Below are 14045 nucleotides of genomic sequence, written 5' to 3' on the forward strand. Positions count from 1 at the left end.
CACCTGGTCCGACTTCATGGCGGCGATGGCGGCCGTCTTCACGGCGGCCAGGTCGACCGTTTCCATGTTCGACAGGGCAAGGGTGTTCAGGTTGGCGAACTGCAGGGTGCTCAGGGCATTGGCCTGGGCGGTGTTCAGGGCCACCACCTGGTCGCTGTTGAGCACAGCCACCTGGGTCGATTTCAGACCGCTGATGGCCAGGGTCGACAGTTGCGAGAAGTCCACCGTCTCGATGACCGACACGCCGAGCGTGTTGATCACGCCGATCTGGGTGGAGCTAAGGCCGACGATCTGGGTCGAGGTCAGGTTGACGATCTGATCCGAGCTCATGGTGTTGATCACCGCAGTGCTCAGGGCGCCGATCTGAGTCGAGGTCAGCGCTTGCAGCTGATCCGAGGTGATCACGGCGCCGGAGGCGGTCGTCACTTCAGCGGCGGTCAGCGAGGCGATCACCGAGGTGCTCAGGCCGACGATGTCGTCGGTGGCCACGTTCGCCATCGCGTTCGTGTTGAGCGCCTGGAACTGCGTCGAGGTCAGACCGCTCAGTTGCAGCGAGGTCATTGCCTGCACTTGCTCGCTGTTGAGCTTGTTCATGGCCAGCGTGGTCAGGTTGTTCACCTGCAGCGTGGTCATATTGCCCATCTGGTCGGTGTTCAGACCGGCCACTTGCGAGCTGTTGAGGGCGCGGATCACACCGGTGCTCAGCGCACGCAGGGCGACCGTGTTCATACCGCTCAGGGCGGTCGAGTTGATCAGCGCAGCCTGGGTGGCGCTCAGGGCAGCGCCCTGGGCCGAGGTCATGGCCGACAGCTGGTCGCTGTTCAGCGCGCCGACCTGGGTCGTCTTCAGACCGAGGATGGCGGTGGCGGTCAGCTGGGCGAAGTCTTGCGACTCGATGCCGCTGACGCCGGCGCTGCTCATGGCGCCGAGCTGGGCGCTGGTCATCACCGAGGCTTGCTGGGTGTTCAGGGCGGCAGCCTGGTTCGAATTCAGGGCGCTGAAGCCGGCCGTGCTCATCGCCTGCAGCTGAGCGCTGTTGAACAGCGGGATCTGATCCGAGCTCAGGCCCACAGCCTGCAGAGTCTTCATCGCGCCCATGGCGGCGACCGGGATCTGGCCGACGTCATTGGTTTCGAGGCCGACGATCGCTTGCGAGCTCAGGTTCGAGAACTGCAGGGTGCTGATCGCGCCGACTTGCGAGGAGTTCAGGGCAGCGCCTTGATCCGACGTCAGGTTAGCCATGGCCAGGGTCGACAGCACACCGAACTGGGTGTTGCCCAGGGTGTTGATCTGCAGGGTCGACAGGTTGGCGGCCTGGCTGGCGTTCATCGCGGCGATGGCGGCCGTCTTCACGGCGGCCAGATCGACCGTCTCCATGTTCGACAGGGCCAGGGTGTTCAGGTTGGCGAACTGCACCGTGCTCAGGGCATTGGCCTGGGCCGTGTTCAGGGCCACCACCTGGTCGCTATTGAGGACCGCGGCCTGGGTCGATTTCAGACCGCTGATGGCGGCCGTCGACAGCTGGGCCAGGTCGTCGGTTTCCATGGCCGACATGCCCAGCGTGCTGATCGCAGCGAGCTGGCTCGAGTTCATGCCGACGATCTGGGTCGAGGTCAGGTTGACGATCTGGTCCGAGCTCATCGTGCCGACCACGGCGGTGGTCAAGGCGCCGAGCTGGGACGAGGTCAAGGCTTGCAGCTGATCCGAGGTGATCACGGCGCCGGAGCCGGTCGTGACTTCCGCGGCGGTCAGCGAGGCGATCACCGTGGTGCTCAGGCCGACGATGTCGTCGGTGGCCACGTTCGCCATGGCATTGGTGTTCAGGGCCTGGAACTGAGCCGAGCTCATCACAGCCATCTGGGCCGAGCTCAGACCCTGGACCTGGTCGCTGTTGAGCTGACGCATGGTGGCGGTCGACAGCACGCCCACCTGGGTCGTGGTCAGCTTGTTCATCTGGTCGGTGCTCAGACCGGCCACCTGGCTCGAGCGCAGGCTGTTGATGACATGCGTGCTCAGGACGCGCAGGTCATCAGTGTTCAGGCTGTTCAGGGCATTCGTATTCAGGTTGCCGACTTGGGCGGAGGTCAGCACCGAGGCTTGCTGCGTCGTCAGCACCGCCACCTGATCGCTGGTCAGCACCGCGGCCTGGTGCGACTTCAGTCCGGCCAGGGCGGCGGTCGTCAGCTTGGTGACGTCCAGCGTATTCAAGGACGACAGGGCCGTCGTACTGATGCCCTGCACTTGATAGGAGGACAGCGCCGCCGCCATCTGCGTGCTCATCTGAGCAATCGCATCGGAGGTGATCTGCGCCATATCCTGAGATTCGATGTAAGGATATTGCAGCGATGTCAGGACCGAGATCTGGTCGCTTGACAGGCCAGCGTAGTCCAAGGTTCCGAGAGCGACAATTTGCGTGCTGGTAAGCGCCGCAACCACATTAGTGGCCATGCCGTTGAATGCTGAAGTCGTCATTTTTCCTTCTCCTAGGACTTACCTGGTGCTGATCGGCGCTCCCGCCCTGGAAAACGCCGTCCGATTATTTATTGAACGTTAATTTTTTATACAGCTTGACACAGCCCGAGCGACCACAAGTGCTCCGGAGGAACCGAATCCGTACGTCAATAGCGGCTACGCCGGAGCGTAACTTTAATCCGTTTCCAAAAAGAAACAAAATTGCTTTACATGTCTCGTATCTTCCATGCCACGCCACCTTCTGCGTCTACGGGTAAACGACGGCGCGGCCAGACACTGAAGTATTGCCCATCAAAAATAGTGCTGTTTTAGCGGTTAGCAGTCACTCACCTACTACCAATAGTAGATGTCGCGAAAACAAGCCCTTTGCAGGGATCGTGTTCGATTTTGAACACCGGGTCGCGCCCCCCATCCGCGGAACAGACACGGTTTGCGCCAGCTGTTTCACAAATTGCCAGACCTTCGGCGATAATCGCGGGATGACTACCCATGACCCCGCTCTGGCCGACGTGCCGGCCATCCTGACGATCGTCTCTAATAATTACCTGCATTACGCGCGCACCCTGATGGAGAGCGTGGCGCGCCAGCACCCCGAGGCGCGGCGCTATTGCGTGATCGTCGACACCGACCCGGCCCCGGCCGCGGCGCTGGCGGCGGAGTTCGAGGCGATTGCCCTGACGGCGCTCGATCTGCCGGGCGGGCGCGGCTTCATGTTCCAGTACACGATCCTCGAGCTGAACACCGCCGTGAAGCCCTGGGCCCTGGCCCACCTGTTCGCGCGCGGCCACGACCAGGTGCTGTACATCGACCCCGATATTTATCTGTACCGCCCGCTGAGCGAGGTGTTCGACCACCTGCGCGCCGGCGCCAGCATGGTGCTGACCCCGCACCTGACCCACCCGATGACCGACCAGCTGCATCCGAACGAGCTGGCGATCCGCGTGGCCGGCACCTACAACCTCGGTTTCATCGGCCTGCGCCGGCATGAGTCGAGCCAGCGCCTGCTCGACTGGTGGCAGGGCAAGCTCGCGCACGACTGCGTGGTGGATGTGAAGAACGGCATCTTCGTGGACCAGAGCTGGATGGACCTGGTGCCCGGCCTGTACAACGATGTGGCCATCCTGCGCCACCCGGGCTACAACGTCGCCTACTGGAATATCGCCCAGCGCGAGATCGGCAAGCAGGACGAGGTGTACACGGTCAATGGCCTGCCGCTGGCCTTCTTCCATTACAGCGGGGTCAATGCGCTCAATCCGCAGCCGGTGTCCAAGCACCAGAACCGCTTCACGCTCGAGACCATCCAGCCGCTCGCGCGCGAACTAATCCTCGGCTATTGCGCGCGCGTCGTCGCGAATGGCGCCGCCGACTACCAGAAGCTGCCCTACGGCTATGCCAACTTCGACGATGGCACCCCGATCCTGCCGGCCACGCGCGCCCTGTACCGCAAGGACCCGGGCGTGCGCAAGCGCGTCGGCCAGGACCCGTTTGCGCTCGGCCCCGGCACCGGTCCGCTCGAGCCGCCGCCGGTGCAGAACGACAGCCTGGCCCTGCGCCGCCTGCATCAGGTGTATGCATATTTCCTCAACCGCGAACCGGACCAGCATGCGCTCAATACCCTGTCCACGCGCGCGGCCACCACGGCCGGCTATCTGCGCCTGGTGGCCGGGGCCGGCCGTTCGCCCGAAGCGCGCGGCCGCGCCGGCTGGCTGCGCCGCCTGGCCCTGTGGCCCCTGCTCGCCGGCGGCGGCCTGCTGCCGGACAAGCCGCAGACCCAGCCCCTGGCCCCGGCCCTGCCCGCGCCCGCGGATCAGCTGCCGGTCCAGGTCTCGCGCGACCTTGGCCTGAACCTGGTCGGCTACGTGGCGGCCGAACTCGGCGTCGGCGAAGCGGCCCGTTCACTGGCGCGCGCCTGCCGCGCGGCCGAGCTGCCGTTCTCGATTCTCGACGTCGGCTACCAGACCGACAACCGCCAGAGCGACACCGAGATCCTGAGCGCCGCGCGCGACGAGAACTATGCGGTCGACCTCGTGTATGTGAATGCCGACCAGGCCATCCGCACGCTCGACTACATGCGCGACCAGGGCGTCAACAACGCCTACAAGATCGGCTTCTGGCACTGGGAGCAGCCCGAGTTCCCCGAGCGCTTCTGGCAGGCCTTCCATCACCTGAACGAGATCTGGGTGCCCTCGCGCTTCGTGTACGACGCCATCGCCCCGATCTCGCCGCGCCCGCTGTACATCGTGCCGCACGCCCTGATCGTGCAGGCCACGCCGGGCGTGCAGCGCAGCCAGTTCGGCCTGCCCGAGGACAAGCTGGCCGTGCTGATGATGTACGACTTCCACAGCTACCAGTACCGCAAGAATCCGCAGGCCGCGATCGCCGCCTTCCGCCAGGCCATCGCCGGCCGCGACGACGCCATCCTGGTGGTGAAAACCATCAATGGCGAGCACCACCCGCAGGCCGTGCGCGAACTGCACGCTCACCTGCACGACCTGCCGGGCACGGTGATCATCGAGCGCTTCCTCTCGCGCCAGGAGGTGTGGGACCTGCAGGCCTGCTGCGACATCCTGCTGTCGCTGCACCGCGCCGAAGGCTTCGGCCTGGCCCCGGCCGAGATGATGTGCCTCGGCAAACCGGTGGTGGCCACCGGCTGGTCGGCCAATATGGATTTCATGACGCACGAGAATTCGATGCCGGTGCGCTTCACGCTCAAACCGCTCGAGCAGGACCTCGGCGCCTATCCCCCCGGCCCGCTGTGGGCCGAAGCCGACATCGACCACGCGGCCTGGTGTCTGCGCACCCTGTTCGACGACGCCGGCCTGCGCGAGCGCATGGGCGCGCGCGCGGCGCGCGATGTGCGCGCCCAGCTGGCGCCGGAGGTGGTCGGAGCGCGTGTGCGCGCGCGCCTGCAGGCGATCCGCTACTGGAATCCGCAGCTGTTCGGCGGCTGAGGGCAGCGGCCCTCAAGCAAAGCGCAGGGTCTTTTGCATCACGGTGCTGACCAGGGGCGCATCGTCCCAGGGCAGATCCGTCAGGGCCGTGCGCAGCCAGGGGCTGCGCGGATCGCGCACCCACTCGTAGGGGAACAGGGCGACCGTGTGCGCGCTGTCGGCCAGACGCGCCGCGTGCGGGGCAGCGCCACGCAAGGCCTCGGCCCAGACCCCACACAGGTCGGCCCCCACCAGATGACCGAGGTGGCTGATCGAGATCGCGCGCGGGTTCCATTCTATCAGGCGCGGCTCGCCATCCGGGCCGATGATGAAATCCCAGCCATGCATGCCGGTAAGGCCGTGCGCGCCAATGAAGTCCTGGGCCGCGCGCGCCATCGCCGCATCCGGACCGACCCGCACCACACTGCTGGGCGCCAGCGCCGAATCGCTGCGCGTCTGCACCTGAAACGCCGCCACCCCGGCCAGCATGCGGCCCTGTTCGGCCACGGCCGCGAACATCCCGAGTCGGCCCGACACCTCGGCCTGCAGCACTGACTGCTGCGGGGCCGGCAGCGGTTTGCGCGCATGCCAGTCGCGCACGGCCTGAGCATCGGCCAGACGCGTGACGCCAGCGCCGCCGGCCGAATGTTCGAGCTTCAGATACAGCGGATAGCCGTGTGCGGCGCCGAATGCCAGGGCCGCGTCGAGGTCCGGGTTGTCGCACTGGGGCGCCATCGCCAGGCCAGCCGCGCGCGCCATCGCCGCCGTGCGCTGACGTACCGGCTGGCGCGCCTGGGTGCCGCTGCCGAGCGAAGCGCGCGCCACCTCCGCCATGCGCGCCATCCAGGCTGGCGCGCCCTCGCTGCGGGTGCGCGCGAACTGCTCGATCAGCACCACGGCCGGCTCGTCGAGCGGCACGAAGCGGCTCGGCGCATGCAGCTCGAAGGCTGCGCGCAAGGCCTCGATATGCACACGCTCGCCGTCGCGCGGGATCTCGAAGCGCGCGCGCAGATGGCGCGACTGCGCGGCCAGGTGTTCGAGCGAACCCGCATACAGGACCTCGCAGCCGGCCAGCGCCAGCCGCTCGGGCAGCAGCAGGCCATTCACACCGGGGTAGACGGACACCAGAAGCACACTTGGCTGCATCATCGCTCAGACAAAATAATTAATTAAAGAGACTCGCGTCTGCTATACTCGGCAGCGGTCCACCGTCTTCTCACCCAAGGAGCCCGCATGCGCCGCCTTCTGCTTGCCACCATTATGCTGCTGTCCCTGTCGGCGCGCGCCGCCGACGCTCCGTTCATCGCGCTCTCCGTGGCCGACCTGGGACGCAGTCTCACATGGTATCGCGATCATCTCGGCTTCTCGGTGTATTCGCAAGGGGAAGTGAAGGAGCGCGGCATCCGCTTTGCGCTGTTGAAGAAGGACGCGGCCCTGCTGGAGCTGCTGCAGCTGCCGGCCGCGCAGCCGCGCACCGGCCAGGGCAACGTGGCCCAGGCCAGCCTGACGCACGGCTTCTTCAAGGCCGGCATGGTGGTCGATGATCTGGACGGGCTTTACCAGTCGCTGAAATCCCAGGGCGTGCCGATCGCGATCGAACTGGGCAAGCCGGCGGGCGGACCTTACCGCGTGTTCGGCGTCTACGACCCGGAAGGGAATCTGCTGCAGTTCTTCGGCAAATGAGCCCGCAGCTCAGGGCGCGCGCACGGCCAGCAGGGCGGCCAGCGCGGTGGCGCTGGTGAACACGGCGCGTTCGTCCGGATATGCGGGGCCGGCATCGATGTCGGCCCACGGCGCCGTCGATGCCGGTGCCGTCAGGCGCAGCCAGGCGGATGGCGTCCAGCTGCCATCGGCCCGCTGCAGCATGCGCAAGCGGCGCGCCAGGCCTTGCGCGAGGCCGGGCAGATCGAGATGGTGTGCGCACAGCGCCTGCAGCGCCAGCTCAAACGGGCCGCTGGCCGGATAGGCGCCGAGCGCGCTGCGCAGGGCCGTCCCCTCGCAGGGCGCGTGCGCGCGCAGCGCCAGCCAGGTCGGATACAGGGGCGTCAACCACCAGTAGGGCAGCCACAGGGTCTGCTGGCGTGGCGCGCCCACGATGTAGTGGCGCAGCGACGCGGCCTGCTCGGGCAGGGCGAGCGCAGCCACAGCACTGAGCTCGGTACAGGCCGCGCACCAGCTGCCGCCTGGCGTCGTCCCGGCCGGGTAGGTGGCGCAGCCGCCGTCCGGTGTCAGGCAGCCGCTCAGAAAATCCAGCGCCGCAGCGGGCACCGGGTAGCCATGCGCGCGCAGCGCCAGGATGGCGATGGCGGTCGAATCCGCATCCGGCCCGGTGCCGGCGTTGTAGCCCCAGGCGCCGGCCTGCTGGCCGATGGCGAGCAGGCGCGCGCAGCCCGCCTCGATGGCGGACCGGGTGGCGCCATCGGCAAGGCGCGGCGGCAGCCCGGCCAGCATCCACAGCACGTAGGCCGTGATCCACTGGTCGGCCACGCCGACCGGCAGCGCGTAGTCGCACCACTGGCCGCCGTCCTGCTGCTGCACCAGAAAATCGAGGCCGGCGCGCAGCGCCGCATCATCCGCGCGCGGCGGCGCATGCACAGCCGGCGCGGCCGCCTGCGGCAAGGGCGGCTCGACATACACATTCAGGTGGGTGGCGCCATCGGGTTCATGCCCAAGGCCGACGAAGCGCAGGCTGCGCGTGCAGACCGGCGACAAGGGCCGCGCCCCGATCGCATCGAGCGCGCCCTCCAGCGCCAGCGCGGGCGCGCCCAGCTGGGCCAGCATCTTGGCCACGCCGGCGCCAATCGCCGCATCGTCGCCAATCCAGCGCGTGAGGGCGAAATCGGTTTTCAGTGCGAGGCCCTGCTCGTGCAGTTCCAGGCTGAGCACAAAGGCGCGCTCCGGATAGCTGCTGCGGCCCGCGTACGGAAAAGCCTCGAGCATCGCACGCAGGGCCGCGCTGTGCTCGAGCGCGCCGCAGGCCTGATACCAGCGCTGCAGCCAGTCCGGCCCGACCGCGCCGGATTCGAAATACAGCTTGATGCGCCCGCAGCTGCCATCGGGGCGCACATCGAAGGCCAGGCCAACCGGCCACGAATCGCGCGAGACCTGGCCCGACAGCGCACACAGCTGCGCCAGCGCCGCATCGCGGCCCAGGGCCTGCAGCACGCGGCCCGCGCGCTTCCAGCGCTCCAGCGGCGTGCCGCGATTGAGGTTCACATAGGGTTTGACCAGCACGCCGTGCGCCGACGCGCCGACGCCGAACCACAGCGCACTGCGCCAGTGCGCCGGCCAGTCGGCGGGTGCGGGCAGCAGCTGCGCAAACACCGCCTCGTCCAGCCAATCCGGCAGCGGCGTATCGAGCGCCTCGAGCGCACAGGTCAGGGCCGTGCGCGCTACCCCGAGCCGATCCCGGGCCGAGGCGCCGGGCGGGCCGGGTTCGCACAGAAAGCGCAGACTCGGTGCCAGACCGGCGCCAAGGCAGAACGACCACTGAAACGGCAGGCCGTTCGCGTTGATCCGCGCTAGGCCGTCGAAGGGCGGGGTGGCGGGGCGCGCCATGGCCCCCGCCGTCAGATGGGTGAACACGGCGCGCGTGCGCTCCGCCAGCGCGGACGGCAGGCCAGCCCAATCGATCAACTGATCGAGCTGGCCACGGACGATCTGCTCGAGCGAGAGCACGGCGCCGCACCGCTCAGGGACGTTCCTGGATCACGATCTGCCCGTCGCGGCCCTTGCTGCCGCTCGGACCCGGCACGCCGTTGTTGCCCGGCGCACCGGTCGAGCCATGCGGGGCTCCGACGCCGCCGGCGCCGCCCTGGCCGCCGGGGCCGGCCGAACCGCCCACGCCGCCGGGACCGCCCTCGGCATTGCCATTCAGGGTGCCGGTGGTGATGGACTTGGCGATCACGGTGATGTTGCCGCCCTTGCCGCCATTGCCGCCGCGGCCGCCGTTCCCGCCATCGCCACCATTGCCGCCATTGCCGCCGCCCCCCGGCGGATCGCCATCATCGGCCGCCTTGCCGCCATCACCGCCCTCCTGGCCATTGGCGCCGGCGCCGCCATGGCCGCCGTGGCCGCCCGCACCGCCGCGCGTGTCGACATCGACGCCGGTGATGAAATCGGTCACTTCGATCACGATGTCGCTGCCGTCGCGCGCGTCCTGGCCGCTGGTGCCGTCGGAGCCGCGCGGGCCCTTCACGCCATCGTCGCCGCGCTTGGGCGGATCGTCGCCATTCCAGTGGTCGACACCGTTCTGGCCATTGGTGGCCTTGAATTGGGTAGTACCGGCAACGCCATCGGCGCCGGGCGCGCCATCATCACCGCGAGCAAGAATATTCGGCATGGTCTGTCTCCTTGGGTCGTGAATCAAGCATCGCGCGCCATGCTGACGGCCGAGGCGGCCGCAGAGGTGCTGACGCTGAGGGTGGGAATGCGGCCATTGATCGAGTTGACGCGCATCGTGGTCGGCCCCTTGCAGACAATGCGGCCCGAGCCGTGCATGCGCACATTCCCGGCAAACAGGATGTGCGCATTCTTGGCCAGGGTCAGCGTGGCGCCGTTGGCGATGTCGATGTCGCCGAACAGAAAGGCATACAGGATGGGGCGGGTCAGCGCGATGTAGCGGTCGAGCACCGGCTCGAAATACTTGAGCTCGCGCGCATCGGGGGCCTGGACATAGGCGCGCGCGGCCATCGCCGCCTGCATGCGCGCGCGGTAGCGGGTCGCCTCGTCCTTGGCGTTCAGGGCCTCGGGGTCGGGCAGATTGGCCGTCAGCTCGGACGGCAGACAACAGCTGGAACGGACCGGCGCCGTGTCAGGCATGGCGGACGGACCGAGCAGCTTGCGCACTTCGGCAATGCTTTGCGGACGATACTGTTGAACGACGGCCTTGAAGCGCGCGGAGTCGGGCGTCAAGGTGACGCACTCATCGGCTTCGACGGACAGGTTTTGTGCTTGTTGTGCCATGGTTGGTCTCCTGAGAAGGGCACACGGCTGGGCGCCCGAAGCAACAGTCTAGGAGGGGTTCCAGGCAGCTTATTGCGCTAGATAAATCTTTTTGGCTTGACTTTCAGAAATGAAAAACCCCAGCCCGCGCGAACGGGCTGGGGTTGCAATGACAGGGTGCCGCGCAATCAGAACGGAATATCGTCGTCCATGTCCGAGAAGTTGGGTGCCGGACGCGGGGCCGGGCGCGGGGCCGGGGCTGCAGCAGCCGGCGCCGGACGGGCGGCCGGGCGCGCGGCCGGGGCGTAGTCGTCGTCCATGCCGCCGCCCATGCCACCGCCCATGCCGCCGCCGTCGCCGCGGCCGCCGAGCATTTGCATGTTTTCAGCGATGATTTCAGTCGTGTAGCGCTCGACGCCGTCCTTGTCCGTGTACTTGCGCGTCTGCAGACGGCCTTCGACGTACACCGAGCTGCCTTTTTTCAGGTACTGGCCGACGATCTCGGCCAGGCGGCCGAAGAAGGCGATGCGGTGCCATTCGGTCTGCTCTTTCTGCTCGCCCGTGTTGCGGTCCTTGGCGCGGTAGGAGGTGGCCACGGCCACATTGGCAATGGCGTCGCCGCTCGGCATGTAGCGGATTTCCGGATCGCGGCCCAGATTGCCGACGATGATGACTTTGTTCACAGACGCCATGAAATACACTCCCTCATTCGGTACACTCAAACCACTATTATGCGGTCAGCGACCCGTTTCTCGCAAACCCAAAACGGCCGCGCACGCACACCCTTGAATACTGGTATTATATACAGTACCCCGCCGTCCAATACGAAAGCCAAGGTCCATGGAAGAAATCCGCATCCGCGGTGCCCGTACGCACAACCTCAAGAACATCAATCTTGACCTGCCCCGCAACCAGCTGATCGTGATCACCGGCCTGTCCGGTTCGGGCAAATCCTCGCTCGCCTTCGATACCCTGTATGCCGAGGGCCAGCGCCGCTATGTCGAGTCGCTGTCGGCCTATGCGCGCCAGTTCCTGCAGCTGATGGAAAAGCCCGATGTGGACCTGATCGAGGGCCTGTCGCCCGCCATTTCGATCGAGCAGAAAGCCACCTCGCACAACCCGCGCTCGACGGTCGGGACGGTGACGGAAATCCACGACTACCTGCGCCTGCTGTATGCGCGCGTCGGCACGCCCTACTGCCCCGACCATCCGGACAATGCGCTGGCGGCGCAATCGGTCTCGCAGATGGTGGACGCCGTGCTGGCCATGGACGAAGGCACCAAGCTGATGATCCTGGCGCCCGTGGTGGCCAACCGCAAGGGCGAGCACGTCGACCTGTTCGAGGCCATGCAGGCCCAGGGCTTCGTGCGTTTTCGCGTGCAGAGCGGCACCGGCGCGGCCAAGATCTATGAGGTCGACGAGCTGCCCAAGCTGAAGAAGACCGAGAAGCACACGATCGACGTGGTGGTCGACCGCGTGAAGGTGAATCCGGAGATCAAGCAGCGCCTGGCGGAAAGCTTTGAGACGGCCCTGCGCCTGGCCGACGGCCGCGCAATCGCGCTCGAAATGGACAGCGGCAAGGAGCATGTGTACTCCAATAAATTTGCGTGCACGGTCTGCGGCTATTCGCTGCAGGAACTGGAGCCGCGCCTGTTCTCGTTTAACAACCCGATGGGCGCCTGCCCCGAATGCGACGGTCTCGGTCATATCGAATTCTTCGACCCGAAACGCATCGTCGCGTTCCCCAATCTGTCGCTCGCCTCGGGCGCCATCAAGGGCTGGGACCGGCGCAACCAGTTCTATTTCCAGATGCTGTCGAATCTGGCCGCGTTCTACGAGTTCGACATCGACCTGCCGTTCGAGCAGCTGCCGGCCAAGGCCCAGGAAGTGGTGCTCTACGGCTCGGGCAAGCAGACGATTCCCTTCACCTATATCAACGAGCGCGGCCGCACCGTGGTGCGCGAACACACGTTCGAAGGCGTGGTCACCAATCTGCAGCGGCGCTACCGCGAGACCGATTCGATGGCCGTGAAAGAGGAACTGGCCAAGTTCATCAACGAGAAGCAATGCCCGTCCTGCGCCGGCGCGCGCCTGCGCGTGGAAGCGCGCCACGTCAAGGTCGGCAATGGCAAGCACGAACGGGCGATTTTCGAAATCGCCGAAATGCCGCTGCGCGAGAGCCTCGCCTATTTCGACGGCCTCAAGCTCAAGGGCGCCAAGAAAGACATCGCCGACCGCGTGATCAAGGAAATCGTCTCGCGCCTGCGCTTCCTGAACAACGTCGGCCTCGACTATCTCTCGCTCGACCGCAGCGCCGACACCCTGTCCGGCGGCGAGGCCCAGCGCATCCGCCTGGCCTCGCAGATCGGCTCCGGCCTCACCGGCGTCATGTATGTGCTCGACGAACCCTCGATCGGCCTGCACCAGCGCGACAACGACCGCCTGATCGCCACCCTCAAGCACCTGCGCGACATCGGCAACAGCGTGCTCGTCGTCGAGCACGACGAGGATGCGATCCGCACCGCCGACTTCATCGTCGACATGGGCCCGGGCGCCGGCGTGCACGGCGGCGAGGTGATCGCCCAGGGCCCGCTGCGCGACATCCTGAAGAACAAGAAATCGCTGACGGCCCAGTACCTGAACGGCAGCTTCAAGATCCACGTGCCGGCCAAGCGCCACCCGGCCGACCCGGCGCGCCAGCTGCGCATCAAGGGCGCCACCGGCAACAACCTGAAGAAGGTCAATCTGTCGCTGCCGGTCGGCCTGCTGACCTGCGTGACGGGCGTGTCCGGCTCGGGCAAGTCCACGCTGATCAACGACACCCTGTTCCCGGCCCTGTCGCGCCATCTGTACGGCTCCCAGACCGACCCGGCGCCGCATGAGGCGATCAGCGGCCTCGAACATTTCGACAAGGTGATCTCGGTCGACCAGGCCCCGATCGGGCGCACGCCGCGTTCCAATCCGGCCACCTATACCGGCCTGTTCACGCCGATCCGCGACCTGTTTGCCGAAGTGCCGGTGGCCAAGGAGCGCGGCTACAGCGCGGGCCGCTTCTCGTTCAACGTCAAGGGCGGGCGCTGCGAGGCCTGCCAGGGCGACGGCGTGGTCAAGGTCGAGATGCACTTCCTGCCCGACGTCTACGTGCCCTGCGATGTCTGCCACGGCAAGCGCTACAATCGCGAAACCCTGGAAGTCCACTACAAGGGCAAGAACATCACCGAAGTGCTGGAGATGACGGTCGAGGACGCACACAGCTTCTTCTCGGCCGTGCCGGTCATCGCGCGCAAGCTCAAGACCCTGCTCGACGTCGGCCTCGGCTATATCCGCCTGGGTCAGAGCGCCACCACGCTCTCGGGCGGCGAGGCACAGCGCGTCAAGCTCTCGCTCGAGCTGTCCAAGCGCGACACCGGACGCACCCTGTACATCCTGGACGAGCCGACCACCGGCCTGCACTTCCACGACATCGACCTGCTGCTGAAAGTGATCCACCGCCTGCGCGACCAGGGCAATACGGTGGTGATCATCGAGCACAATCTGGACGTGATCAAAACGGCCGACTGGATCGTCGACCTCGGTCCGGAAGGCGGGGCCGGCGGCGGCCGCATCATCGCCACCGGCACGCCCGAACAGGTGGCCGACAATCCGGACAGCATCACGGGCAAATACCTGAAACCCTTGCTCGGCGCATAACACCGGGGC

At 66.7% G+C, this 14045-nt stretch carries 9 protein-coding genes; 3 read left to right on the top strand and 6 right to left on the bottom strand.

Annotated elements, in window-relative coordinates; translation table 11 throughout:
* Positions 1-2313 (bottom strand): beta strand repeat-containing protein (locus tag LZ005_RS20950; protein WP_373889449.1); only part of this gene is annotated, 2313 nt, incomplete at its 3' end.
* Positions 2314-2951: 638 nt separating this feature from the next.
* Between LZ005_RS20950 and LZ005_RS20955 the strand changes: the two genes are divergently transcribed.
* Positions 2952-5423 carry a glycosyltransferase gene (locus LZ005_RS20955; protein WP_237810461.1) on the top strand — a complete coding sequence of 824 codons (2472 nt, stop codon included), beginning with the start codon at positions 2952-2954 and terminating at the stop codon, positions 5421-5423.
* 12 nt (positions 5424-5435) lie between these two features.
* Here the strand turns inward: LZ005_RS20955 and LZ005_RS20960 are convergent, their stop codons facing one another.
* A complete protein-coding gene (locus LZ005_RS20960; RefSeq protein ID WP_237810462.1) occupies positions 5436-6536 on the bottom strand; it encodes a hypothetical protein in 1101 nt (366 codons plus the stop codon).
* 99 nt (positions 6537-6635) lie between these two features.
* On the opposite strand from LZ005_RS20960, the gene LZ005_RS20965 reads away from it, so the two are divergent.
* Positions 6636-7085: a VOC family protein gene (locus LZ005_RS20965; RefSeq protein ID WP_237810463.1), complete on the top strand. Its 450-nt coding sequence runs from the start codon at positions 6636-6638 to the stop codon at positions 7083-7085.
* Positions 7086-7094: 9 nt separating this feature from the next.
* On the opposite strand, the gene LZ005_RS20970 is transcribed toward LZ005_RS20965, so the two are convergent.
* The 4 genes from LZ005_RS20970 to ssb form a co-directional block, all read right to left on the bottom strand.
* Positions 7095-9080 carry a hypothetical protein gene (locus LZ005_RS20970; protein ID WP_237810464.1) on the bottom strand — a complete coding sequence of 662 codons (1986 nt, stop codon included), beginning with the start codon at positions 9078-9080 and terminating at the stop codon, positions 7095-7097.
* A gap of 13 nt (positions 9081-9093) precedes the next feature.
* A complete protein-coding gene (locus LZ005_RS21725; protein WP_269106912.1) occupies positions 9094-9744 on the bottom strand; it encodes a hypothetical protein in 651 nt (216 codons plus the stop codon).
* Positions 9745-9767: 23 nt separating this feature from the next.
* Entirely contained in the window at positions 9768-10367 is a 600-nt protein-coding gene (locus tag LZ005_RS20980) for a hypothetical protein (protein ID WP_237810465.1), read from the bottom strand.
* Positions 10368-10534: 167 nt separating this feature from the next.
* Positions 10535-11038: a single-stranded DNA-binding protein gene (gene ssb, locus LZ005_RS20985; protein WP_237810466.1), complete on the bottom strand. Its 504-nt coding sequence runs from the start codon at positions 11036-11038 to the stop codon at positions 10535-10537.
* A 148-nt stretch (positions 11039-11186) separates the two neighbouring features.
* On the opposite strand from ssb, the gene uvrA reads away from it, so the two are divergent.
* Positions 11187-14036 carry an excinuclease ABC subunit UvrA gene (uvrA, locus tag LZ005_RS20990; protein ID WP_237810467.1) on the top strand — a complete coding sequence of 950 codons (2850 nt, stop codon included), beginning with the start codon at positions 11187-11189 and terminating at the stop codon, positions 14034-14036.
* The last annotated feature ends 9 nt before the right edge of the window (positions 14037-14045 follow it).

Origin of the sequence: Massilia sp. TS11 (genome assembly GCF_022012445.1) — a bacterium.
GTDB lineage: Bacteria > Pseudomonadota > Gammaproteobacteria > Burkholderiales > Burkholderiaceae_D > Telluria.

Coding starts and splice junctions, on each gene's coding strand:
- LZ005_RS20980 (WP_237810465.1), bottom strand. CDS start 10,367: ATGGCACAACAAGCACAAAACCTGTCCGTCGAAGCCGATGAGTGCGTC.
- LZ005_RS20955 (WP_237810461.1), top strand. CDS start 2,952: ATGACTACCCATGACCCCGCTCTGGCCGACGTGCCGGCCATCCTGACG.
- uvrA (WP_237810467.1), top strand. CDS start 11,187: ATGGAAGAAATCCGCATCCGCGGTGCCCGTACGCACAACCTCAAGAAC.
- LZ005_RS20965 (WP_237810463.1), top strand. CDS start 6,636: ATGCGCCGCCTTCTGCTTGCCACCATTATGCTGCTGTCCCTGTCGGCG.
- ssb (WP_237810466.1), bottom strand. CDS start 11,038: ATGGCGTCTGTGAACAAAGTCATCATCGTCGGCAATCTGGGCCGCGAT.
- LZ005_RS21725 (WP_269106912.1), bottom strand. CDS start 9,744: ATGCCGAATATTCTTGCTCGCGGTGATGATGGCGCGCCCGGCGCCGAT.